Source organism: Sphingobium sp. 3R8 (genome assembly GCF_020166615.1).
GTDB classification, from domain to species: domain Bacteria; phylum Pseudomonadota; class Alphaproteobacteria; order Sphingomonadales; family Sphingomonadaceae; genus Sphingobium; species Sphingobium bisphenolicum.
On the sequence record NZ_JAIQXR010000015.1, the window covers coordinates 1 to 22,604 of the forward strand.

The 22,604-nt window shown below is 64.1% G+C and carries 23 protein-coding genes and 1 tRNA gene; 15 read left to right on the plus strand and 9 right to left on the minus strand.

Annotated elements, in window-relative coordinates:
• Window positions 1-31: 31 nt before the first annotated feature.
• Together K9B33_RS14535 and K9B33_RS14540 are read right to left on the minus strand one after the other, a co-directional pair.
• Window positions 32-352, minus strand: coding sequence for a helix-turn-helix domain-containing protein (locus tag K9B33_RS14535; RefSeq protein WP_224549927.1), 321 nt, complete (start codon window positions 350-352; stop codon window positions 32-34).
• A complete protein-coding gene (locus K9B33_RS14540) occupies window positions 342-767 on the minus strand; it encodes a type II toxin-antitoxin system RelE/ParE family toxin (RefSeq protein WP_224549766.1) in 426 nt (141 codons plus the stop codon). Before K9B33_RS14540 ends, K9B33_RS14535 begins: the two co-directional genes overlap by 11 nt.
• Window positions 768-1,191: 424 nt before the next feature.
• On the opposite strand from K9B33_RS14540, the gene K9B33_RS14545 reads away from it, so the two are divergent.
• Complete coding sequence (locus K9B33_RS14545) at window positions 1,192-1,395, plus strand: helix-turn-helix transcriptional regulator (protein WP_009820702.1); 204 nt, start codon at window positions 1,192-1,194, stop codon at window positions 1,393-1,395.
• A gap of 59 nt (window positions 1,396-1,454) precedes the next feature.
• On the opposite strand, the gene K9B33_RS14550 is transcribed toward K9B33_RS14545, so the two are convergent.
• The 4 genes from K9B33_RS14550 to K9B33_RS14565 form a co-directional block, all read right to left on the minus strand.
• Window positions 1,455-2,690 (minus strand): tyrosine-type recombinase/integrase, encoded by a 1,236-nt coding sequence (locus tag K9B33_RS14550; protein WP_224549767.1) that lies wholly within the window; start codon window positions 2,688-2,690, stop codon window positions 1,455-1,457.
• Window positions 2,691-2,853: 163 nt separating this feature from the next.
• A tRNA-Glu gene (locus tag K9B33_RS14555) sits at window positions 2,854-2,928 on the minus strand.
• Between the two features lie 334 nt (window positions 2,929-3,262).
• The gene (locus tag K9B33_RS14560; protein ID WP_224549768.1) at window positions 3,263-4,066 is read right to left on the minus strand and encodes a SapC family protein; all 804 of its coding nucleotides are present in this window, start codon (window positions 4,064-4,066) and stop codon (window positions 3,263-3,265) included.
• 134 nt (window positions 4,067-4,200) lie between these two features.
• Window positions 4,201-5,640: an FAD-binding oxidoreductase gene (locus tag K9B33_RS14565; RefSeq protein ID WP_224549769.1), complete on the minus strand. Its 1,440-nt coding sequence runs from the start codon at window positions 5,638-5,640 to the stop codon at window positions 4,201-4,203.
• 79 nt (window positions 5,641-5,719) lie between these two features.
• Here K9B33_RS14565 and K9B33_RS14570 point away from each other — a divergent pair, with 79 nt between their 5' ends.
• Window positions 5,720-6,154, plus strand: coding sequence for a hypothetical protein (locus tag K9B33_RS14570; RefSeq protein WP_224549770.1), 435 nt, complete (start codon window positions 5,720-5,722; stop codon window positions 6,152-6,154).
• A gap of 125 nt (window positions 6,155-6,279) precedes the next feature.
• On the plus strand, window positions 6,280-7,722 hold the full coding sequence (locus K9B33_RS14575; protein ID WP_224549772.1) for a DEAD/DEAH box helicase: 1,443 nt from the start codon (window positions 6,280-6,282) through the stop codon (window positions 7,720-7,722).
• Between the two features lie 212 nt (window positions 7,723-7,934).
• Here K9B33_RS14575 and radC read toward each other — a convergent pair whose 3' ends face one another.
• Window positions 7,935-8,630 carry a RadC family protein gene (radC, locus tag K9B33_RS14580; protein WP_224549774.1) on the minus strand — a complete coding sequence of 232 codons (696 nt, stop codon included), beginning with the start codon at window positions 8,628-8,630 and terminating at the stop codon, window positions 7,935-7,937.
• A gap of 134 nt (window positions 8,631-8,764) precedes the next feature.
• Between radC and K9B33_RS14585 the strand changes: the two genes are divergently transcribed.
• The 4 genes from K9B33_RS14585 to K9B33_RS14600 all read left to right on the plus strand — a co-directional run bounded on the left by K9B33_RS14585 (window position 8,765) and on the right by K9B33_RS14600 (window position 13,148).
• Window positions 8,765-11,995 carry a YdbH domain-containing protein gene (locus K9B33_RS14585; RefSeq protein ID WP_224549776.1) on the plus strand — a complete coding sequence of 1,077 codons (3,231 nt, stop codon included), beginning with the start codon at window positions 8,765-8,767 and terminating at the stop codon, window positions 11,993-11,995.
• Entirely contained in the window at window positions 11,992-12,180 is a 189-nt protein-coding gene (locus tag K9B33_RS14590) for a YnbE family lipoprotein (RefSeq protein WP_066601632.1), read from the plus strand. Before K9B33_RS14585 ends, K9B33_RS14590 begins: the two co-directional genes overlap by 4 nt.
• Window positions 12,177-12,578 (plus strand): YdbL family protein, encoded by a 402-nt coding sequence (locus tag K9B33_RS14595; protein WP_224549778.1) that lies wholly within the window; start codon window positions 12,177-12,179, stop codon window positions 12,576-12,578. The genes K9B33_RS14590 and K9B33_RS14595 overlap by 4 nt, the downstream gene beginning before the upstream one ends.
• A 276-nt stretch (window positions 12,579-12,854) precedes the next feature.
• Window positions 12,855-13,148 (plus strand): hypothetical protein, encoded by a 294-nt coding sequence (locus K9B33_RS14600; protein WP_224549780.1) that lies wholly within the window; start codon window positions 12,855-12,857, stop codon window positions 13,146-13,148.
• 143 nt (window positions 13,149-13,291) lie between these two features.
• Here the strand turns inward: K9B33_RS14600 and K9B33_RS14605 are convergent, their stop codons facing one another.
• Window positions 13,292-13,597 carry a metalloregulator ArsR/SmtB family transcription factor gene (locus K9B33_RS14605; RefSeq protein WP_224549782.1) on the minus strand — a complete coding sequence of 102 codons (306 nt, stop codon included), beginning with the start codon at window positions 13,595-13,597 and terminating at the stop codon, window positions 13,292-13,294.
• Between the two features lie 193 nt (window positions 13,598-13,790).
• Between K9B33_RS14605 and K9B33_RS14610 the strand changes: the two genes are divergently transcribed.
• From K9B33_RS14610 to K9B33_RS14630, 5 genes are all read left to right on the plus strand, one after another.
• On the plus strand, window positions 13,791-14,114 hold the full coding sequence (locus K9B33_RS14610; protein ID WP_224549784.1) for an AtpZ/AtpI family protein: 324 nt from the start codon (window positions 13,791-13,793) through the stop codon (window positions 14,112-14,114).
• 47 nt (window positions 14,115-14,161) lie between these two features.
• A complete protein-coding gene (locus K9B33_RS14615; protein ID WP_224549786.1) occupies window positions 14,162-14,947 on the plus strand; it encodes a F0F1 ATP synthase subunit A in 786 nt (261 codons plus the stop codon).
• Between the two features lie 55 nt (window positions 14,948-15,002).
• Entirely contained in the window at window positions 15,003-15,230 is a 228-nt protein-coding gene (locus tag K9B33_RS14620) for a F0F1 ATP synthase subunit C (RefSeq protein WP_006961951.1), read from the plus strand.
• A gap of 90 nt (window positions 15,231-15,320) precedes the next feature.
• A complete protein-coding gene (locus tag K9B33_RS14625) occupies window positions 15,321-15,815 on the plus strand; it encodes an ATPase (RefSeq protein ID WP_224549788.1) in 495 nt (164 codons plus the stop codon).
• Window positions 15,808-16,419, plus strand: a complete 612-nt coding sequence (locus K9B33_RS14630) for a F0F1 ATP synthase subunit B (RefSeq protein WP_224549790.1) — start codon at window positions 15,808-15,810, stop codon at window positions 16,417-16,419. The genes K9B33_RS14625 and K9B33_RS14630 overlap by 8 nt, the downstream gene beginning before the upstream one ends.
• A gap of 200 nt (window positions 16,420-16,619) precedes the next feature.
• Here K9B33_RS14630 and K9B33_RS14635 read toward each other — a convergent pair whose 3' ends face one another.
• Complete coding sequence (locus K9B33_RS14635) at window positions 16,620-17,672, minus strand: NAD(P)-dependent alcohol dehydrogenase (protein ID WP_224549791.1); 1,053 nt, start codon at window positions 17,670-17,672, stop codon at window positions 16,620-16,622.
• A gap of 140 nt (window positions 17,673-17,812) precedes the next feature.
• On the opposite strand from K9B33_RS14635, the gene uvrC reads away from it, so the two are divergent.
• The 3 genes from uvrC (at window position 17,813) to recO (ending at window position 22,589) form a co-directional block, all read left to right on the plus strand.
• Entirely contained in the window at window positions 17,813-19,726 is a 1,914-nt protein-coding gene (gene uvrC / locus K9B33_RS14640; RefSeq protein ID WP_224549793.1) for an excinuclease ABC subunit UvrC, read from the plus strand.
• A gap of 714 nt (window positions 19,727-20,440) precedes the next feature.
• On the plus strand, window positions 20,441-21,805 hold the full coding sequence (locus K9B33_RS14645; RefSeq protein ID WP_224549928.1) for an NAD-dependent succinate-semialdehyde dehydrogenase: 1,365 nt from the start codon (window positions 20,441-20,443) through the stop codon (window positions 21,803-21,805).
• A gap of 49 nt (window positions 21,806-21,854) precedes the next feature.
• Window positions 21,855-22,589: a DNA repair protein RecO gene (recO, locus tag K9B33_RS14650; protein WP_224549795.1), complete on the plus strand. Its 735-nt coding sequence runs from the start codon at window positions 21,855-21,857 to the stop codon at window positions 22,587-22,589.
• The last annotated feature ends 15 nt before the right edge of the window (window positions 22,590-22,604 follow it).

Genomic DNA, 22,604 nt, shown 5'->3' on the forward strand with positions numbered 1-22,604 from the left:
GGCGACAAATAGGTCTTTCCGAAAGGAGCAGCTACGCGACCGCCTGCAAACCCTTGCGCTGGATGATCGACAGAAGGCGCAGGGCAGGTCCACCGGGCCGCTTCACACCGCGTTCCCAATCCGAAACAAGATTACGCGAGACGTTGAGATAGGCGGCGAACACCGGCTGCGAGACATGCTCACGCTCGCGGATCGCCCGGATTTCGTCGCCTGCCAGTGCAGGGGCGGGGGCAAGGCACGTTTCATCGAATGTACGCAGCGTCGCGCGCGACACCACGCCCGCGTCGTGGGCGTCGCTCATCATTTCATGGATCGCGCCCGCAATCTCGCTGCGATAGCCCTTATCCTTCATCACGGTTCCCATCGTCTATCTCCACCAGCGTTCCCAACGTTACCAAACGGTCCAGTTCCCCAGCGCTCCATTCCAGTGCCTCGCTCGCCGCGTCGCGGAGCAAGGCCAGGTCCGCCTTTGATATGTTCGCCTGCGCACTCTTGGCGAACCCGAAAGCGAATATCGCCTTGTCACCCTGCCGGAACAGGATCAACGTGCGATAGCCGCCCGACTTACCTTGCCCAGTGCGCGCGACCCGCTGCTTGATGACGCCGCCGCCAAGATCGGCATCCATCAGACCGCTTTCTGCGCGCTCCACGGCTTCACGAAGCGAGGCGTCGGCAATCCGCTCTTTTCGCGCGAAGCGCTCGAACCAACCATTTTTGAAGATGCGCGCGATGGCGGTTCTCCTGCTCTCTGAGGTTGCATATAACACTTAGCGTTATATTTCAACCTGGATGGGAAGGAACGACACGGTATCGGCCTTCTTGACAGCGCATAGGGTGCGGGAGAACATGAGTTTGCTTCATGACGCTTTCGACGGTGGTCCTTTCAAAGGAGCCTCCCATGAACGACTCGACCTAACGCCTGCTGGCTGTCCCCTGAGACGGGGCGGATGAGAAGGCTTGGCGTGAAACTTTGGTACAGGCTGGGAAAAAATCTTCGCTGATCGCTATCAGTGAGAAGCCTACGCCAAATTCCGCTGTCTTCCGCCGCTGACCGCCAATTTCCGCCAGCGTTCTCCGACCCATGAAAGCGTAGCTGCCTGCGCGCCCGGAACACTCTTGTCCGGGACGGCAAGGCATCCAATGCTCGTGGCCGGGGGCGCGTGCAACATCCCGATTTGAAGAGACTGCCCCATGAACAACCCTGATCGTATCATTCGCCTGAAAACCGTCCTCGCCCGCACAGGGCTTTCCCGCACGACGCTTTATCGCAAAATGGGCGAAGGCACTTTCCCGCGCCAAGTGAAGATCAGCGTCCACGGCGCTGGCTGGCGCGAGTCCGCCATCAACCGCTGGATTGCCGATCCGGTAAGCTATCGGGAGGAGTTGGGCGTTTGATCATGTTGCCGTGCCCAACCTGTTGCAGGCGTGGGCACGGCAACATCTACGGCTTGCGATCAGGCGGCTTGGCTCTTCGCCTTACCGAACTTGCCGGTTAAGACCTTATGCCCGTCGCGCAGCAAGTCGAGATGGTCGGACCAGTGCTGCATCATGCGGACCCGCTCGTCCCAATATTCGCCCCGCGTGTATGCGCGACGCACGGCGTTGTTGTCGCAATGGGCAAGCTGCCGCTCGATCGCGTCGGGATGCCATAGTCCCATTTCGTTGAGCAGTGTCGCCGCCATCGCCCGGAAGCCGTGGCCGGTCATTTCATCCTGTGCGAAGCCCATGCGCCGCAACGCGGCGTTGATGGTGTTCTCTGACATGGGCCGGTCCACCGAGCGGAGCGACGGGAACAGGTAGCGGCTATAGTCGGCATCATGTTCGATGGTGCCAAGGATCGCCAATGCCTGCCGGGAGAGTGGGATAGGATGGGCGCGGCGCATTTTGGTCTTGTGCGCCGGGATGGTCCACAGCGCCTTGTCGAAATCGAAGTCGGCCCATTCGGCATGGCGTAGCTCGCCTGGGCGCACGAACACGTGCGGAAGCAGTTGCAGCGCTGCTTTGGTGTTTGCAAAACCCTCGAACGCCTCAATGGCGCGCAACAGTCCGCCCGCATTGTCCGCGCTGGTGATGGCGGCCCTGTGGACGGGCTTGGGCGCGATGAGAGCGCCGCGCAGGTCGGCTGCCACGTCACGCTCCGCGCGCGCCGTGGCGATGGCGTAGCGGAATATCTGGCTGCACGTGCTGCGCAGGCGCTTAGCCGTCTCGTAGCGGCCCTTGCCCTCCATTTTACGCAGCATGGTCAAGACCTCCTGCGCGGTGATGGCGGTGACAGGGCGCTTGCCAAGCGACGCATTGATTAAGGTCAGTAGCCAGCGCAGCTTCTTCATTGTTACGGCGGAACGGCCTTCGCGTTCGACTTTCACCAGCCATTCGTCGGCAACCGCCTCGAAGCTGTTGGACGCGGCCACGGTCGCGGCAATCCGATCCAGCCTGATCTTCTCGGCAGGATCATTCCCCTTCGCCAGCATTTTGCGGGCGGCGTCGCGCTGCTCGCGGGCATCGGCAAGGCCGATGTCGGGATAAATCCCGAAGGCCAACGTCTTTTGTTTGCCAAGGTGGCGATAATTCATCCGCCAGTAGCGCCCACCATTGGGTGCCACATAGAGGAAAAGGCCATCGCTATCGGTGAGTTTATAGGGCTTGTCTTTGCCCTTGGCGTTTTTGATCGCAGCGGCGGTGAGCGCCATGATGGTATCTCCTTTTCGAGGAGGGCCGCGCTACCATCAGACATACCATCAAGTTGCTGGTATCCGGTGGTCCGAGACCGCTCCGTATGGGATACCTATACCATGAAAAACCGCAGAAATCCGCCGTTCCCGGCACATTCTGATACTCTCTGGGAGAGTATTTTGGTGACCCCTACGGGAATCGAACCCGTGTTTCAGCCGTGAGAGGGCCGCGTCCTAACCGCTAGACGAAGGGGCCATGGACCGCGTTAGGCGGTCGGCAGGGGGTGGCCTTTAGGCATGGCTGCCGGCTGCGTCAAGCGAAACTGGCGTGTCTGCGCCGGGGCCTGTAAAAACCATTTCATGCAGAACATGCGCCGGTTTCCCACATAAAAAACCACCCCATGCGATGCATGGGGTGGCCAAGGTTCAGGGAGGAGACGCCTCCAAAGGGGGAGGCGCCCATACGACACACCCGAAAGGGGGGCAGGTGCATCGCATGATTGATAGATAGGGCAGGTCGCATCGCCTTACAAGGGGGATGCGATGCCCTTTCCATCAATTTTTCAAACCCTTTCGGGTTAATTTCTCGTTCAGGCGCCGGCCACTTCCGATGCCGGCTCGGCCGCGGCGGCGGGAAGGGCTATCGGACCTTTGCCCTGGCCGACCTGCGCCTCGAAGATGTCGCGCATCAACTGCAGCGAGAAAAGATGCGCGTGGATCAAAGGCAGCATACCGTTCTGGTTGATCTTGCGCAGTTGGTCGCCGCGCAGGTCGCGCAGCTTTTCCTCGTTGATCATGCGGAAGCCGCGATAGACGAAGGGCTGTTCGGCGACCGGGGTCTGGATCGCGACTTCACCGTCCATCAGCAGGTCCATGTCCTGCAGGTCGCGGACGAACTGGCCGGTGCGCGCCGCGGCCTGCTCGAAATCCTCGCAGAACTTCATCACCCCCTGCGTCAGTTCGCTGGGCTTGCCATCGTCGAACAGCGGCTGGCCGTCGTCGAACGCGCCGATCGCCGGGCTGGTGGGGTCGAAGCAGAGCGACAGATCCTCGCTGTCGGGGCGCAGCTTGGCCAGCATCCAAGGATAGCGGCGGACATAGGCCGGGACATAGGCCGGGCCGCGCAGCTTGCCTTCGTCATCGACGAACGTGTTGACGCCTTCGTTGAGGCCCATCAGCAGCAGCGGCACGGGATCGCCACCGGCCGAAAAAATGATCGGGGCGAAGCGCTGGGCCGGGACGAATTCGTCGATCGTCAGCGGAATGGCGTGCTGCGTCGTCAGGAACGGCGCCGATTCGACCTGACGGGTGCGATAATCGACATGGTCCACGCTGCTCAGCGGAAGGAGATCATTGTAGAAGATCGGCAGGTTGTTGGCGGGCGCGCTGGCCATGGTCCGGGTCCATTCTGTCAATTTGCGGCCGCCTTTACCTGCGCGCCGCGGGCTGAATATTGGGGCAGGGCGATAATGGCCTTGTCGGTCGGAGGCAATCGGTTTGTCGGCGGGCGGTCTTCAGCCTGAAGTCCTCAACCTTCGTCGGGCAGCGGAATGAGCTTGTCCGGATTGAAAAGCCCGCGGGGATCGAACGCCGCCTTGATCGCGCGCAACGCGCCGATCCGCGCCGGGCTGGCGAGGCGCCCCAGTTCAGCGCGCTTCATCTGGCCGATGCCATGTTCGGCGGAGATGGAGCCGCCCGCAGCGACCACCGCATCATGGACGAAGCCGTTGATCGCCTGGCCCTGCGCGGCAATCCAGGCCGGCCCGTCGCTGGTCCCCTTGGGCGCGCGCACGTGGAAATGGACGTTGCCATCGCCCAGATGGCCGAAGGAAGAGGCGGTGGTGCCGGGGAAGCGCGCTTCGGCCGCCGCCGCCGCGTCGATCATGAAGGCGGGCATCTTCGCCACCGGCACGCTGATGTCATATTGCAGCGCCGGACCCTGCGCCTTTTCCGATTCCGACAGCGACTCGCGGATGCGCCAGAAGGCGTCGGCCTGTGCTTCGTTGGTGGCGAGCGCCGCGTCGATCGCAATGCCCCGCTCGAACGCCTCGGCCAGCGCAGCCTCAAGCCGCTCGGACGGTCCCGGTTCGGACAGGTCGGCATGATCGACCTCGATCAGCACATGCCAGGGCGTGCGCGTCTCGATCGGCGATCGGGTGCCGGGGATATGCCCCAGCACGAAGCCCAGCGTCTCGTCGGCGATCACCTCGAACCCCTCCACGCTGTCGCCCAGCATGGTTTCGGCCAGCCGCAGCAGCGCCAGCGCGTCCGCGGGCGTCTGCACCCCGACCCAGCCCACCGCCCGCGCGGCGATGGCGGGCGCCAGCCGCAGCGCTGCGGCGGTGACGACGCCCAGCGTCCCTTCCGCGCCGATCAGCAACTGTTTGATGTCGTAGCCGCGATTGTCCTTCTTGAGCGCGTCGAGTCCCTCGAATATGCTGCCGTCGGGCAGCACCGCCTCGATCCCTTCGACCAGCGCGCGCATCGTCCCATGGCGCAAGACCTGCGTGCCGCCGGCATTGGTGGACACCAGCCCGCCTATCGTCGCGGACCCCTTCGCGCCCAAACTCAGCGGAAAACGCCTGCCCTGTTCCTCGGCTGCATCGTGCAGCACGCTCAGGATAACGCCTGCCTCGCATACTGCCAGATTATCGTCCGGCGACAGGCTGCGGATTCGGTTCATCCGCCGCAGCGACAGGATCAGCGCCGACCCGTCCGCCGGCGGGGTCGCGCCGCCCACCATCGACGTATTGCCGCCCTGTGGCACCAGCGCCACGCCCAGTTCCGCGGCCAGCGCTACGGTCGCGGCGACCTCCTGCGTGGAGGCGGGCGACAGGATGGCGGCGGCCGCGCCATGATAACGGCCGCGCCAGTCGCTCACCCAGGGAGTGATATCGTCGGGATCGGTGACGACCCCCTTGGGGCCGAGCAGGGCGATGAAGCGGTCGATGCCATCTTGTCCAATCATGGGACGGGCTTATGCCCCGGAATTCATCGACGGTTCAACCATCGCTCGATAGCATCCGCATCCCATAAAGGGGTCCGTCTTGGTTCATTCCATTTTGCTGCTGCTTTCCGCATCGACCGGCGATCCGGTCCAATGGGCGCAATTGTCTATCCAGCAGCGCGTCATCATTCGCGTGCCGATGGTGCGCAAGGGGCGCGCGCCCGCCCGGATCGCGCCCGATGGGCGCGATGCCTGGCAGGAAAAGAAGGGGCCGCGCTGTGTCGCCTTGCGCTCGATACGCGGTGCCAACATCGTTGTGGACAATGGCGTTGACCTGATTCTCGCCGACAATCATCGCTATCGGGCGCGGCTGGAAAAGGGCTGCGACTCAATCGGCTTCTATTCCGGTTTCTATGTCGAACCGGACGAGGATGGATCGCTATGTTCGGGCCGCGACGAATTGCAGGCGCGCAGCGGCCTGAGCTGCGCAATCGACAGTTTTCGTCGCCTGATCCCGGTCGAAGAAGAAGATTGATCGGTCGCCACAGCCCGGCAACCGCGCGATTTTCTTGACAAGAGGCCGATATTTCCGCAATGCGCGGCCGATTTCCGTCTCGCATCCGCGCAGGACGGATAAGCCTCCTGTTCCCGGACCATTGAATGACTTTTGCCGATCTCGGCCTTTCCGACGAATTGCTCAGGGCCGTAACCGAATCCGGTTACGACACGCCCACCCCCATTCAGGCGCAGGCGATTCCCTCCGTCCTGATGATGCGCGACATTATCGGTATCGCCCAGACGGGGACGGGAAAGACCGCCAGCTTCGTGCTGCCGATGATCGACATCCTCGCCCATGGCCGCAGCCGCGCGCGGATGCCGCGTTCGCTGATCCTGGAGCCAACGCGCGAACTTGCCGCGCAGGTCGCGGAAAATTTCGAGAAATACGGCAAATATCACAAGCTCTCGATGGCGCTGCTGATCGGCGGCGTGTCGATGGGGGACCAGTTGGCCGCGCTCGAAAAGGGCGTCGACGTGTTGATCGCGACGCCGGGCCGCCTGATGGACCTGTTCGGTCGCGGCAAGATCATGCTCAACGGCTGTTCGCTACTGGTGATCGACGAGGCCGACCGGATGCTCGACATGGGCTTCATCCCGGATATCGAGGAAATCTGCACCAAGCTGCCCGCGCAGCGCCAGACTTTGCTCTTTTCCGCAACCATGCCGCCGGTCATCAAGAAGCTGGCCGACAAATTCCTGTCCAACCCCAAGTCGATCGAAGTGGCGCGCCCAGCCACCGCATCGACCAACATCACCCAGCGGCTGGTGAAGGTCGATTCGCGCAAGAAGCGCGATGCGCTGCGCGACATGCTGGAAGCCGAGGACGTGACCAGCGCGGTCATCTTCTGCAATCGCAAGACGACCGTGCGCGACCTGAACAAGAGCCTGCAGCGTGCGGGCTTCAAGTCGGGCGAGATTCATGGCGATATCGACCAGGGCTCGCGCATCGCTGAACTGGAGCGGTTCCGCGACGGCACCGTGAACATCCTCGTCGCGTCGGATGTCGCTGCGCGCGGACTGGACATCAAGGGCGTCAGTCACGTCTTCAACTATGACGCCCCCTGGCACCCGGACGATTATGTGCATCGCATCGGCCGCACCGGCCGTGCGGGCGCGACCGGCACCGCCTATACCTTCGTCACGGCGGAGGATGCCGAGGCGATCGACAATATCCAGAAGCTGATCGGCACGAAGATCGAATATATCAACGCGCCGACCGTCGAAGAGCGCCCCGAACCTGCGCGCGAAGAGAAGCGCAGCGAAGGTCGCGGCGCCCGTTCGGAGCGCAAACCGCGCGAAGACAGGCAGCGCGAAGATAGGCCAAACGAAAAGAGGCCCCTGCAGGATCGCGCCGGCGAAGAGCGCCCCCGCGACGAAGCGCCGCGGGAGGAAAGGCCTCGTGATGATCGTTCGCGAGGTGCGCGGCCCGATCGCACCGCATCCGCCCCGCCGCCGCGCCGCCGCAACGAACAGGCCGATGACGGCCCGGACGACGGCTGGAACGGCCCGGTTCCGGAATTCCTCAATTTTGGCTTCGACGGCTGAGGGCGTCTGGAATGGGACGGACATCAAAGTCTGTCCTATTCTCCTGCGTCATGGCATGATGTGCCTGTCATTCGCTGGGCGCATGGCTTTCCGATAGGATCGCGATCGCGCAACGAAATGACAAGATGAGCGGGAAATGTGCGAAGTTAAGCAGCGGAAATCCTATTTCCGCTGCTGCCTGCTTGGTTGAGCCGCTTGGCTAAATACGCGCTCTATAACAAGCCTTGCGCCCGCAGGCTGGCATGCCCGTTCGCCGCCATGATGATATGATCATGCACCGCAATGCCCAGCCGCTTGCCCGCCTCCACGATCTGCCGGGTGATGTCGATATCCTGTCGGCTGGGCGACGGATCGCCCGACGGGTGGTTATGCACCAGGATCAGCGCCGCCGATCCCAGTTCCATCGCCCGCTTGATGACTTCGCGCACATAAATGGCCGCCTGGTCGATCGATCCGTCGCCCATATGATCGTCGCGGATCAGCATGTTGCGGCTGTTGAGGTGCAATACCCGCACCCGCTCGACACGCAGATGCGCCATGTCGGCGCGCAGATAGTCGAGCAGCGCCTGCCAGCTTGCCAGTACCGGCCGCGCCGCCACGTCGTTGCGCAGCATCCGCAGCGCGCTCGCCTGCACGATCTTGATTGCGGCGACGCTGGTGTCGCCCATGCCGGGCACGCGGGCGATCGCCTGCCAATCGGCGCTCATCAGCCCGCTGATCCCGCCAAATTCGCGCAACAGCGCCTTGGCCAACGGTTTGGTGTCGCGCCGGGGAATCGCCAGCGCCAGCAGATATTCGATCAGCTCGTGATCGTGCAGCGCGTCGCCGCCGCTCTCCGCCAGCTTCTGCCGCAACCGGGCGCGATGGCCGGCGCCGTCATGCGGGGCTTTTTCGTCCTGTTCCGACAAACATTCGTCCCCTTCACCGGCTTTGCGACGCTATGCGTTGCGGAATCGTGGAGCAAGGATATTTAAGAGGCTGAAGACGTTATGGTCCCGTTACGGACCATCAGTGTCGCAGCAAGCCGGGGTTGGCCATAAGCATGGAAGAACAGAACGGCGAAGAGACGGTTCGCCGGGCATGGCTGCGCTGGCTCGGCGTCGGCACCGGGTCGCTGGCGCTGGTGCTGGTGGCGCTGTGGACGCAGCGCGCGCCGATTGCGGAGAATTTCGTCAGTCGCGAACTCAACCGGCGCGGGGTGCAGGCCAATTATGATCTGGTCGACGTGGGCCTGCGCACCCAGCGGATCGAAAATATCGTGCTGGGCAATCCGGCCAAGCCGGATCTGACGGCACGCTGGGTGGAGGTCGACATCGCCTTTGTCGGCCTGACGCCGCAGGTCGCGGCGGTGCGGGCAGGGGGCGTGCGGATGCGCGGCTCCCTGCATGACGGCGTCCTGCGTCTGGGCGAACTCGACAAGTTCCGCGACCCCGATTCGACTGCGCCCTTCAGTCTGCCCGACATCATCGTGGCGCTCGCCGACGCGCGACTGACGCTGGATACCGACGCTGGGCGCGTGGGTATGCAGATTGACGGCAACGGCAATCTCCAGTCGGGCTTCCGCGGGAAGCTGGCCGCGGCGATGCCCCGCGCGTCGCTGGCGGGCTGTGGCCTGACGCAGGCGACGGCCATGCTCGATGTCGCGATGCGGCAGGGGCAGCCCCGTCTGTCCGGTCCGCTGCGCGCCGACGCCGTTGCGTGTCGCGACGCGGGGGCGGCGATCGCCCGGCCCGTCGCGGCCATCGACCTCAGCCTTGGGCAGGCGCTCGACCGCTGGAGCGGTCATGTCGACCTTTCGGGCGAAGCGTTCAAGGGCAATGGCCTCGTCCTGGCGTCGCCCGATGGCTGCATCGATTTCAACGGCACCGCCGCACGCACGGGCGGCAAGGTTCGTCTGGGCGCGAAGGCGGTCACGGGACGCGGGACATTGCTGCGCGACGCGTTGTTGACCGGCGATTGGGTCGTCGGCGCGGAAGGAACGAGCCTGAAGGGCGCGCTGTCGGGGCAGGATATCCATCTCGCCGGGCGCGATCCCCTGGCCGGTTTGCGCGCCGCTGCCGTCGGAACGCCGTTGGGTCCGCTCGCTGCGCGTCTGGCTGACGCGGTCGAACAGGCCGGCGTCGCCAATCGCCTCCACACCCGTTTTGCGCTGGTGCAGAAACAGGGCAGGGGCAGCGTCGTCATTACCGATGCCGGTTTCGACGCGCGTAGCGGCGCACGCGTCGGCCTCGCATCGGGGGCACTCGCCACTTTGGCCTGGCCGGGCAAGATGGGCGGGCTCGACTGGTCGCTGGACGGCGCGCTGACCACGGATGGCGGCGGCCTGCCCAGGGGTGCGCTGCGCCTGAAGCGGCGACCGGGCGGCGGGTTCGGCGGCGAATTGTTCGTCGATCCCTATGCAGCGGGCGACGCGCGCCTGGCGCTCGACCGGGTGCGCTTCACCGCAGACGCCAGTGGCGCGACCCGCTTTTCCACCGCAATCCGGCTCGACGGTCCCTTGCCCGACGGACGCCTGCGCGGCCTCAGCCTGCCGGTCGAAGGGCGCATGGCCGCTAATGGCGCGCTGACCGTCAACTCCGCTTGCGTCCCTGTTTCGCTGGTCGAGGCGCGTTACGGCAATTTCGCGCTGGGCCAGACCCGCCAGACCCTCTGTCCGGTCGGCGGCGGCGCGATGTTCGCGACTGGGTCGGGCGGCGCCAGTGGCGGCGCGGAAATCCGCAACCTCGACTTGAACGGCCGCAGCGGGGACAGCCCGATGCGCCTGACCGCCGATCAGGCGCGGGTCGTGCTGGGCCGCACCGGATTCGCGCTCGCCAATCCGGCCCTCACGATCGGACCGCAGGACGCGCCGGTGCGCCTGTCCGCCGCGGCTCTGGACGGCGCGCTGACCAAAGACGGTTTCGGCGGCAAGGTGACGGGCGCGGGCGGCCAGATCGGCAGCGTGCCGTTGATCCTCGAACAGGGTGCGGGCGACTGGAGTTTTGCCAAGGGCGTGCTGGCTTTCAGCGCCGCCATGACCGTGCGCGATTCGCAGGCGCCTGCGCGCTTCACCCCGCTCTCGGTCCCCGACTTCACGCTCAGCCTCAAGGACGGCCGCATCGCCGCCAACGGCACGCTCCATGCGCCGCGCAATGACGCGACAGTCGCCCGCGCCGATATCGCGCACGACCTGTCGAGCGGGAAGGGCCATGCCGACCTGATCGTCTCCAACCTTGTCTTCGGTCCCGGCTTACAGCCAGAGGATGTGACCCCACTCGCGCTCGGCGTCGTCGCCAATGTGAACGCGACCGTGGCGGGGCAGGGGCGTATCGACTGGACCGGGTCGGCCGTGACATCGACCGGCACCTTCCGCACCGACAATGCCAATCTCGCCGCCGCCTTCGGCCCGGTGGAGGGGTTGTCGGGCGAAATCCATTTCACCGACCTGATCGGCCTGGTCACTGCGCCGGGGCAGGAAGTGCGGATCAAGTCGGTCAATCCGGGCGTCGAAGTGCGCGACGGCGTCGTGCGCTATCGGCTGGAGGCCGGGCAGAAGGTGCGGATAGAGGGCGGCGGCTGGCCCTTCTCCGGCGGCGAACTCACGCTGCTGCCCACCACCATGGATTTCAGCGCCAATGTCGACCGCTACCTGACTTTCCGGGTGGTCGGGCTGGACGCGGGCGCCTTCATCCAGGCGATGGAGTTGGATAATATCTCCGCCACCGGCACGTTCGACGGCATCATGCCGCTGATCTTCAACGCGCAGGGCGGGCGCGTGGCCGGCGGCGTGCTGGTCGCCCGGCAACAGGGTATGCCGCCGCTCATCATGCCCGAAGGCGTGCTGCCGACCATCCCCTGCGACCCCACGCGCCAGTCCGGCGTGCTGTCCTATGTCGGCCCGGTGTCCAACGAACAGCTTGGCGTCATGGGCAAGATGGCGTTCGACGCGCTCAAGGATCTCCAGTATAAATGCCTGACGATCCTGATGGACGGCGCATTGGACGGCGAAATGGTCACCAACGTCGTATTCAACGGCGTCAATCGCGGCAAGTTGGGCGATGCGCCGTCGGGCATCAGCCGCAGCTTCATCGGCCTGCCCTTCATCTTCAACGTTCGCGTGTCGGCGCCCTTCCGCGGCTTGCTCGGCACCGCCCAATCCTTCATCGACCCGTCGCAGCTCATTCAGAACAGCATCGGCGACAAGGTGCAGCAGGAGATGAAGGCGAACAGCAACAACGGCCTTGCGGTTCAGCCTGCGGAAAGCGAAACTGTGCCAAACGGGGAGCAGAAATGAAGATACAGGCAATCATGACAGCGGCTTTGACCGCTTCCGCGCTGGGGGGCTGCATTCAGGTGAAGGCGCCCGACAAGCCGATCGAAATCAACCTGAACGTCAAGGTGCAGCAGGAGGTCGTGGTCAAGCTGCAACGCGACGCGCAGGATCTTATCCAGAATAATCCGGAGTTGTTCCCGCAATGACACGCAAGCTACTGATCTTGGCCGCCGGCGCCGCAGTTGCGCTGGCCAGCGGTTTCATCATGACCGCCCCCGCACGCGCCCAGTCCGGCGCCGTGGCCGCCGCCATGTCGGCCGGCACGGTCGGTGAGCAGGCCGACGGCTATCTCGGCATTGCCGGGACGGTCGGCGCCGATGTCCGTTCCGAAGTGGAAGCGATCAACATCAAGCGCCGCGCCGCCTACACCCAACTGGCCGGCCAGCGCGGCGTGACGGTACAGGATGTCGCCGCCGCCACCGGCTGCCAGACGCTCAGCAGCCGGGTGAAGCAGGGCCAGGTCTACCGCATCGGCGCCGGCGCCTGGCAGACCAAGGGCGCGGGTGCGATCGCTCTGCCGCCTTATTGCGCGACGGCTGGCTGATCGCAGCGGGATAGAGAAGGCAGAAAAGGCGCGGTGGTTCGGCTACCGCGCCTTTTTCCTTACTAAATTCCTCCCCTGAAAGGGGAGGTGGGGCGCGAAGCGCCTCGGAGGGGTAGGGTGCCCCCACGCCGGCCATCTCATACCGCGAACTACTCCTCCGTCAGGCCTTCGGCCTGCCACCTCCCCTTTCAGGGGAGGAGTGATCGTTGTTGTTGACGACCGCTTGTGAACGTTCTGACGTCCGTGCATGACCCTTAATTATGTGGGAGCTTTCAATTGAAAGACGAAAAACTCAGCCGAGTGATCGCAATGACGTTGGGCGCTTTGGAGCGTGATGGCGAACTTGTCGTTACATGCCCAAGCATTGAACCCATCGCCGATCGCATCGCTGAGGCTGCACTCGACGTTGTACCGAACACATCGCTGTCATTTCTTGAACTCGTTGGCGTGCGTGGCCTCATTTTGCACGCGATCTCAGACAAGCGATTCTTCGATTGGGAAATGCCTACTCTGACTGGATTCTCGGCATCAGAATTTGAACGTATCGCAGAGAAACTGCCTCGCGGCTGACGCTTAGAGCGCTACATACCTAACGCCGCCGCCTAACCTAACGTCATCCCGGCCTTAAGCCGGGATCCCGCTTTTTCTTCCGCGTATAAACAGCGGGATGCCGGTCTGCCCCTGCATAACGAAAAGACACGTTCCTCTTCCCATCAATCTCGCCCACGCCGCTTCGGCCTAGCCTCCAAAATCCTTTGCGCATCCCCGCAATAAGGCGCCAGAAACCCGTACAACTGCCCCGTCAGCGCCTCGACCACCAGTGTATAGAGCACATATTGCCCGCGCTTCTGTTCGCGCACCACGCCAGCCTCTTTCAGCACCGCCAGATGCCGCGAAATGGACGGCATCGCCATCTCGAAATTGTCGGCGATCTCGCCCACGGTCATCGGCTCGACCGCCAGATATTCCAGGATGCGGCGGCGCGGTTCGGACGCCAGGGCCTTGAAGATCTTGTCCATTCTTATTTAGCTAAATAGGAAAATGACTAAATGCAAGGCTGTCGCCCGTCATAGTCCGAAAGGCTGATTTCCCGGCTTTTGCGCGGGGTTGACACTCCTGCCAACCCTTTCTAGAGGGGCCTCGCCTTGACGGGTGCAGCCGCAATCGCCATGCCGAACGCCACGGGCTGACAATGCCTGATGGAGACGATGCATGGCTGCGGAAACACCCGGACAGGACCCGGCGGGCGAGGACTCGCGGATCGCTTCCCTGGAGGAGCGGATCGCGCAGGCCGAGCAGGTCGAAAAGGTCAGGCAAGGAGCCACTGTGCAGGCGGCGGACGATGGTTCGCGGCTGGGCAACAGGGTTCTGGCGGAACTGATCGGCGGTCTTGTCGGTGGTGCGTTGATCGGCTGGGTTCTCGACCGGCTGCTTGGCACGACACCCTGGCTCCTGCTCATCTTCCTCGGTCTCGGGATCGTGGCGGCGTTCAGGAACATCATCAGATTGACGACGACGAAGCCGCCCAAAGAATAAGGCAGTTTCGTCCTGGTCCGAAGACATTAGGCGTTACAGGGGTCAACGTGGCAGAATCCGGCAAGATCGATCCGATGCACCAATTCGCTATCGAACCCCTGTTCGGTACGGATCATTGGTCGCTGGGCGGCTACAACATCGCCTTCACCAACAGCGCGCTCTATATGGTGCTCGCCGCTGTGGTGCTGTGGATCTTCGTGATCGGCGGGATGAAGCGCGAACTGGTCCCCGGTCGCTGGCAGATGGCGGTCGAATATATGACCGGCTTCATCAAGAACCTGCTGATCTCCAACGTGGGTGAAGGCGGCAAGAAATATATCCCCTACGTCTTCTCGCTGTTCATGTTCATCCTGCTGGCGAACCTGCTGGGCCTGCTGCCGCTGGGCCTGATCGGGATGCATCCCTTCACCTTCACCAGCCACTTCACAGCGACCGGCGTGCTCGCGATCATGAGCTTCTCGATCGTGCTGATTGTCGGCTTCTGGAAGCATGGCTTCCACTTCTTCTCGCTGTTCGTGCCGCACGGCACGCCGATCGCGATGGTGGTGCCGCTCTTCTTCATCGAACTCGTCTCCTTCATGGTGCGTCCCTTCAGCCTGGGCCTGCGACTGTTCGTCGCGATGACCGCTGGCCACGTGCTGCTGAAGGTGCTGGCGGGTTTCGTCATCAACAGCGCCAACGCCTCGCCGGCTTTGGGTCTGACCGTCGGCACCGCCAGCTTCATCCTGATGATCGGCATCAGCGCGCTGGAAATGCTCGTCGCGGTCATCCAGGCCTATGTGTTCGCGCTGCTGACCTCGGTCTATCTCAATGACGCCGAGAATCTGCACTAAGTTTCACCTGGAATTTTCCTCAACTTTTTAGTGATTTAACAAGGGAGTTTACGATATGGACGCAGAAGCCGCAAAGCTGCTCGGTGCTGGCCTGGCCGCAATCGGTGCGGGCATCGCCGCCCTCGGTGTGGGCAACGTGTTCAGCGCATTCCTGGAAGGCGCGCTGCGCAATCCGGGCGCTGCTGATGGCCAGCAGGGTCGTCTGTTCATCGGTTTCGCCGCGGCGGAACTTCTGGGTCTGCTGGCGTTCGTTATCGCCATGATCCTGGTGTTCGTGGCCTGACACACGAAATTAGGAGCGGGCAGGGCGGCTTCGTGCCATATCCTGCCCGCTTCCCTTATTGACCGCCCTCTGATCGGACGGACCGTAAAAATGCCTCAAATCGCGCAAATTGCCGATACCTACTCCAGCCAGATTTTCTGGTTGCTGCTGACCTTCGGCCTCGTCTTCTTCGTCATTGGCCTCGGCATGGTGCCCAAGGTGCAGGGTACGGCGGACGCGCGCGACGCGAAGATCAGTGGCGACCTGGATGCCGCCAAGGCCGCCTTCGCGCGCGCCGACGAAGCGGAAGCGGACTATCGCGTTCGTGACGCCGGCAACCGCACCGCGGCCCAGGCGACTCTGGCCAAGGCCAAGAGCGAAGCCGCCAAGGCTTCGGAAGTCCGTCTCGCCGCCGCCGATGCGGACGTCGCGACGAAGATCGCCGCCGCCGAAGCCCGGATCAAGGGCGCCAGCGAAGCCGCGATGGCAGAAATCGAAACCGTCGCGGCCGATGCGGCGCGCGACATGGTGGCGCGTATTTCCGGCGTGGAAGCGTCGGACGAAGCGGCCCGCAACGCAGTAAAGGCGGCACTGGCCCATGGCTGAGGCAGCATCCCATAGCGCATCGGAGGTTCCGCACTTGAACCAGGCGATCCACAGCGAAGGCATGGAACCGGTCGGCACCGTCGCCCATGAAGGCGTCGCACCCCATACCGATCCCAAGGCGGTCGGCATGGATGCCACGGCCTGGGTCAGCCTGGCGATGGCGGCCTTCATCGTCATCCTGCTGGTCAAGAAGGTGCCCGCCCTGATCGGCGGCGCGCTGGACGGTCGGATCGCCCAGATCAAGGAACAACTGGCGGAAGCCTCGCGCCTGCGCGCTGAAGCCGAAGCGCTCAAGGGCGAATATGAAGCCAAGCTGGCCGCCGCGGCTGGCGAAGCCGACGCCATGCGCAAGGCGGCCGAGCATGAGGCCGAAGGGCTGATCGCCGACGCGAAGGTCAGCGCGGAGGATCTGGTCGCCCGTCGTCAGAAGATGGCGGAAGACAAGATCGGCGCAGCCGAACGCGCCGCGATCACCGCCATCCGCGCCAAGGCCGTGAACGCGGCAACCGCCGCCGCCGCGGTGCTGATCGCCCAGGGCCATGACGCCAAGGCGGACAAGGCGCTGGTGGATAGCGCCATCGGCGGGCTCGGCACGATCAACTGATCGGTTCGAACGGACTGAACGAAAAGGGCCGGTGCGGTAACGCGCCGGCCCTTTTCGTTTCCAACTATCCCGTCTTGCGATGTGAATCGCCGACTGGGTGGATTGTTGGGACATGGCGACCGTACCTCGGATGTTGCCAAAGTCCGTCTAAGGTCACCAGGCCTTGAGCAGGCGGCTCAGTCGGAACCGCCTGCTGCCCGTCACCTCGCCAGCGTGGCGTTGTCGATCACGAAGCGATATTTGACGTCGCTCTTCTGCATCCGCGCATAAGCCGCTTCGATATCCTGGATCGCGATCATCTCGATCTCGGACGTGATGCCCTTCTCCGCGCAGAAGTCGAGCATCTCCTGCGTTTCGGCGATGCCGCCGATCAGCGATCCCGCGATCGCCCGTCGCCTGAAGATCAGCGCCGCGACATTGGGCGAGGGGTGGGCATGTTCGGGGACGCCGACCAGCGTCAGCGTGCCGTCCCGCTTCAACAGCGCGGTGAAGGCATCCAGATCGTGGCTGGCCGCCACCGTATTCAGGATGAAGTCGAAGCTGCCTGCATGCGCTGCCATCTCGTCCGCGTTGCGCGAGACGATCACTTCGTGCGCGCCCAGCGCCAACGCGTCCTGCCGTTTGCTCTCTGATGTCGTGAAGGCGACGACATGCGCGCCCAGCGCATGGGCCAGCTTCACGCCCATATGGCCCAGGCCGCCTATCCCGACGATGCCGACCTTCTTGCCGGGGCCGGCCTTCCAGTGGCGCAGCGGCGACCAGGTGGTGATGCCCGCGCACAGCAGCGGCGCGACCGCCGCCAGTTGCTCCGGCGCATGGCTGATCTTCAGGACGAAATCGTCTTTTACCGTGATGCTCTGCGAATAGCCGCCCAGCGTATGGCCGGGGGCATCGGCGGTCGGGCCGTTATAGGTGCCGGTGAAGCCGGTCTCGCAATATTGCTCCAGCCCTTCGTCGCAGGCGGCGCAACTCTGGCAACTGTCGACCATGCAGCCGACGCCGACCGCGTCGCCGACCTTGAACGTGGAGACATGGTCGCCGACCGCGGTTACATGGCCGACGATTTCATGCCCGGGAACGCAGGGGTACAGCGTGCCGTCCCATTCGGACCGAACCTGATGCAGGTCGGAATGGCACACGCCGCAATAGGCGATGGCGATCTGCACGTCATGCGCGCCGACCGGGCGGCGCTCGATATCGATGGCTTCCAACGGCTTGTCGGCCGCATAAGCGCCATAGGCTTTTACGCTCATTGGGTGGTCCCTCTGATGCTGGTGGTTGTTGATCTGTGGATAGGCCGCAGTCTTTTGTACGGTGCGGTATAGATAGAACGCCTTCGCCTCCTATCAACCCTGCCATTGCGAAAGACGCGGGGGGCGCTATCTCTGCCCGCATGTCCGGCCCACAATCTCCCGACCGTTTCAACGAAGACAAGGCAAGCTTCACCGTCACCGGCAGCCAGCCGGACATCGACACGGGGGTGGAGGCGATCCGCACCACGCTCAAGACGCTGCCGATCCGGCCAGGCGTCTACCGGATGCATGATGCGCGCGGCGACGTCCTCTATGTGGGCAAGGCCCGCGCGCTCAAGAACCGCGTCGCCAATTACACCCAGGTCGATCGCCTGCCGCGCCGGCTCCAGCGCATGGTCGCTCAGACGCGCAGCATGACCATCGTCACCACCAACAGCGAAGCCGAAGCGCTGCTGCTGGAAGCGCAACTCATCAAGCGCTACCGCCCGCCCTACAACGTCCTGCTGCGCGACGACAAAAGCTTCCCTTTCATCCTGCTGCGCGAGGACCACGCCTTCCCCCGCGTCCAGAAGCATCGCGGCGCACGCAAATATAAGGGTCGCTATTATGGCCCCTTCGCCAGCGCCGGATCGGTCACGCGCACCATCAACGCGCTGCAAAAGCTGTTCCTGCTCCGCTCCTGCACCGACAGCTTCTTCGCCAACCGCTCGCGCCCCTGCCTCCTCTATCAAATTAAGCGCTGCTCCGCGCCTTGCGTCGATCGGATCGACGCGGCGGGCTATGCCGAACTCGTCAACGACGCGCAGGACTTCCTCGGCGGCAAATCGACCGCGGTGCAGAAGAAGCTCGGCGTCGCGATGGAGCAGGCGGCGGAATCGCTCGATTTCGAGCAGGCGGCGGTCATCCGTGACCGGCTGAAGGCGCTGACCTTCATTCAAGGGTCGCAGGCGATCAATGCCGAAGGGCTGGGCGATGCCGACATCTTCGCGCTGGCGGCAAAGGGCGGGGCGATGTGCATCCAGGCTTTCTTCATCCGAGGCGGCCAGAATTGGGGCCATCGCAGCTTCTTCCCCGTCCACACCGCGGACGTGGCGGAGGATGAGGTGTTGGAAAGCTTCATGGCGCAATTTTACGAGGAAGTACCGCCACCGCGCCTGATACTGGCCGATCGTCAGCCCGCCGAATGCGAACTGATGGCGCTGGCGCTCAGCGAACGAGCCGGGGGCAAGGTTCGCATCGAAGTGCCACAGCGCGGCGACCGCACCCGCCTCATCAAACAGGCGCAGCGCAACGCCGTGGAGGCGCTCGACCGCCGCCTTGCCGAAACGACCAGCCAGGGCAAGATCCTGGACGAACTGGTCGAGGCGTTCGGGCTGGAGGGCGTGCCCGACCGCATCGAAATCTACGATAACAGCCATATTCAGGGCGCACATGCGCTGGGCGCGATGGTCGTCGCGGGGCCAGAGGGGTTCCGCAAGAACGCCTATCGCAAGTTCAACATGAAGAACCCCGAAACCAGCAACGACGATTTCGCGATGATGCGCGAGATGTTCGAACGGCGTTTCGGCCGCGCGCAAAAGGAAGACCCGGATCGCGACAGCGGCGAATGGCCCGACCTCGTCCTGATCGACGGCGGCAAGGGCCAGCTATCGGCCGCCCGCAATATGCTGGAGGAAATGGGCATCGAGGATGTCTGCATGATCGGCGTCGCCAAGGGGCCGCATCATGGCCGCGACGGGCGCGAAATCTTCCACATGCTCGACGGCCGGGAAATCAATTTCCCCGTCAACCATCCCGTCCTCTTCTACCTGCAAAGGCTCCGCGACGAAGCGCATCGCTTCGCCATCGGCGCGCACCGGGCCAAGCGCAGCAAGGCGATCACCGTGTCGTCGCTGGACGAGGTGCCCGGCATCGGTCCCGCGCGCAAGAAGGCCCTGCTGATGCATTTCGGCACCGCCCGCGCCGTCCGCGACGCCGCGCTGGACGACCTCGCCAAGGCGCCCGGCGTATCGAAGGCGGTGGCGCAGCAGGTCTATGACTATTTTCATGGGTGATGGGGGCGGGCGGAGTGGTCGGGAGTGGCTAAAAGGGGTAGGTTCCAGACGCGCCATTCTCATATCGTCATCCCCGCGTAGGCGGGGATCCATCTCCGGCGGTTGCACCGTGTCGAAAGGTTGGGAGATGGGTTCCCGCCTACGCGGGAATGACGGAAAGGGTGGATTGCGGACATAAGAAATCCGTTCGGGCTGAGCGAAGTCGAAGCCCTCTGCCGAGCGGAGCGAGGTCAAATGCTTCGCCTCCGCTCAGCAATGCCCTTCGACTTCGCTCAGGGCCAACGGATTGCCAGGGTCGGCCAATGTCCACCTCTGGTCGATTGCAGTTGCTCCCCTTTCGTCATGCCGGGCTTGACCCGGCATCCCGCTGTCTTCCCCGTGCGCGCTCAAACATACCCTCTACCAATGTAGGATTTTCTCTGATCTATCCTGTCGGATGATCCGTACGCTCCTCTCGCTCTGCCCCTTGACTACCGCCGCCTGCATCGAAAATAGTTGTGACCCACCCGGCGCGTCGGGGGCGCGTGACCATGACCTACATGGCGCGTAGGCGGCGCGCGCCAGTCGCGCGGCGATTGCGTCGCCGTTACAATTCGCCCCATTTTCTCGCGTTTTCCATATCCAGAACGGTGTGAACTTCGGCACCATGACCGCGTTGTGACCCTGCAAAGGCGGCCCGCATCGCCTTCCCCCACCCGAATCACCCCGGAGCCGATCATGAAAAGCATCAACCCCGCCACCGGAGAAGAGATCGCCACTCACGAACAATTCACCGAAGCGCAGATCGACGCCGCGCTCGACCAAGCGACCGCGACCTTCGCGACATGGCGGACCACCCCCATCGCAGACCGCGTCGCGCTTCTCACCGCATTGGCCGACGCCTATCACGATAACCGTGATCGCCTCGCCCGCATGGCGACTCTGGAAATGGGCAAGACGCTGAAATCCGCGCTGGCGGAGGTCGACAAATGCGTCGCCGCCTTCCGCCATTATGCGCAGGCCGGCCCGGCCATGCTGGACGGCGGCAGCATCCCGCTCGCCGCCGGGGGGAAAGCCGATTATGTCTGGCTGCCGATCGGCCCGGTGCTTGCGGTGATGCCGTGGAATTTCCCCTATTGGCAGGTCGTCCGCTTCCTCGCGCCCTGCATTCTTGCGGGCAATGTCGGCCTGCTCAAGCACGCCAGCAACGTGCAGGGCGTCGCCGCGCTGATGCAGGAGATGATGGGCGTGGCTGGCGCGCCGGAAGGCCTGTTCCAGAACCTGCCGATCCGATCGGACGCGGTGGCGGCGATCATCGCCGACGATCGCGTCGCCGCCGTCACCCTGACCGGCAGCGAAGGCGCGGGCCGCGCCGTGGCGGAACAGGCGGGCAGGGCGCTCAAGAAGGTGGTGCTGGAACTGGGCGGCGCGGACCCGTTCATTGTCATGCCCTCGGCCGATCTCGACGCGGCCGTCAAGCAGGCGGTAACGGCGCGGGTCCAGAATAGCGGCCAGTCCTGCATCTGCGGCAAGCGGATGATCGTCCATACCGATATCTATGACGCATTTCTGGACCGCTTCTCGGCCGCGATGGCGGCGGTGAAGGCCGGCGATCCTTTCGACCCGGACAGCGACATGGGTCCACTGTCCAGCGAAGAACAGCGCCGCACCGTGCAGGAGCAGGTCTGGAAGATGCAGGCCGCCGGCGCGACCCTGATCGGTGGCGAAACGCTGCCTGGTCCCGGCGCCTACATGACCGCCGGCATATTGACCGACATGCCCACCGACCCCGCCTTGATGGGGGAAGAGATTTTCGGCCCCATCGCCATGCTCTTCAGGGCAGCCGACATCGACGACGCGATCGCCATCGCCAATGGTATCCCCTTCGGCCTCGGTTCGTCGGTCTGGACCACGGACGCGACGGAAGAGGCGCGCTTCATCCGCGACATCCAGGCCGGCATGACGGCGGTGAACCAGATGCTTGCCTCCGCCCCCGAAGCCCCTTTCGGCGGCGTCAAACGCTCGGGCCATGGCCGCGAACTCGGCCCGTTCGGGCTGCACGAATTCATGAATTTGAAGAGCGTCTATCGGAGCGGATGATCGGCGAACCGCTTTCCTATCGGGATGCTAGAACGTACAGACAGGCGCCATGCCCAGCCTCAGCACCACCGCGATCGTTTGCGCCGTGCGCCATCATGGCGAACATGGTGCGATCGTGCGGTTGCTGACGCCCGATCATGGCCTGCTGCCGGGCTATGTCCGTGGCGGTCGGTCGCGGGCTTTGCGCCCGGTGCTGCTTCCCGGCAATATCGTGAAGGCCGATTTCCGCGCCCGCACCGAGGATCAACTGGCTGGCCTGACTGTCGAACTGGCGCAGAGCCGCGCGCCGCTGCTGGCTGAACCGCTGCCGGCGGTGGCGATCGACTGGAGCTGCGCCCTGACTGCCGCGGCGCTGCCGGAAGGTACGCCCTATCCGGCGTTGCATCAGGCGCTCGACGGCGTGCTGGGCGCGGTGGAGGCGGCCCCGGCGGCGCGCGGCTGGGCGGTGGCGCTGGTGCGCTACGAATTGCTGCTGCTGGCCGAACTGGGCTTCGGACTCGACCTGACGCGCTGCGCTGTCGGGGGCGACGTGCACGACCTGGCCTATGTCAGCCCGCGCAGCGCCGCAGCGGTCAGCCGCGCGGCGGCGGTCGGCTATGAAGCCCGGTTGCTGCCGCTGCCCCCCTTCCTGATCGAAGGCGGGATGGGCGACTGGACGCAGATATTGGACGGACTGCGCCTCACCGGCTTCTTCCTCGAACGCTCCATCCTGATCGATCGGCGAGCCGACATCCTCGCTGCGCGCGAAAGACTGGTCGACCGGCTGAAAAGGGCGGTTGCGTGAAACCTCCTGTCTCCA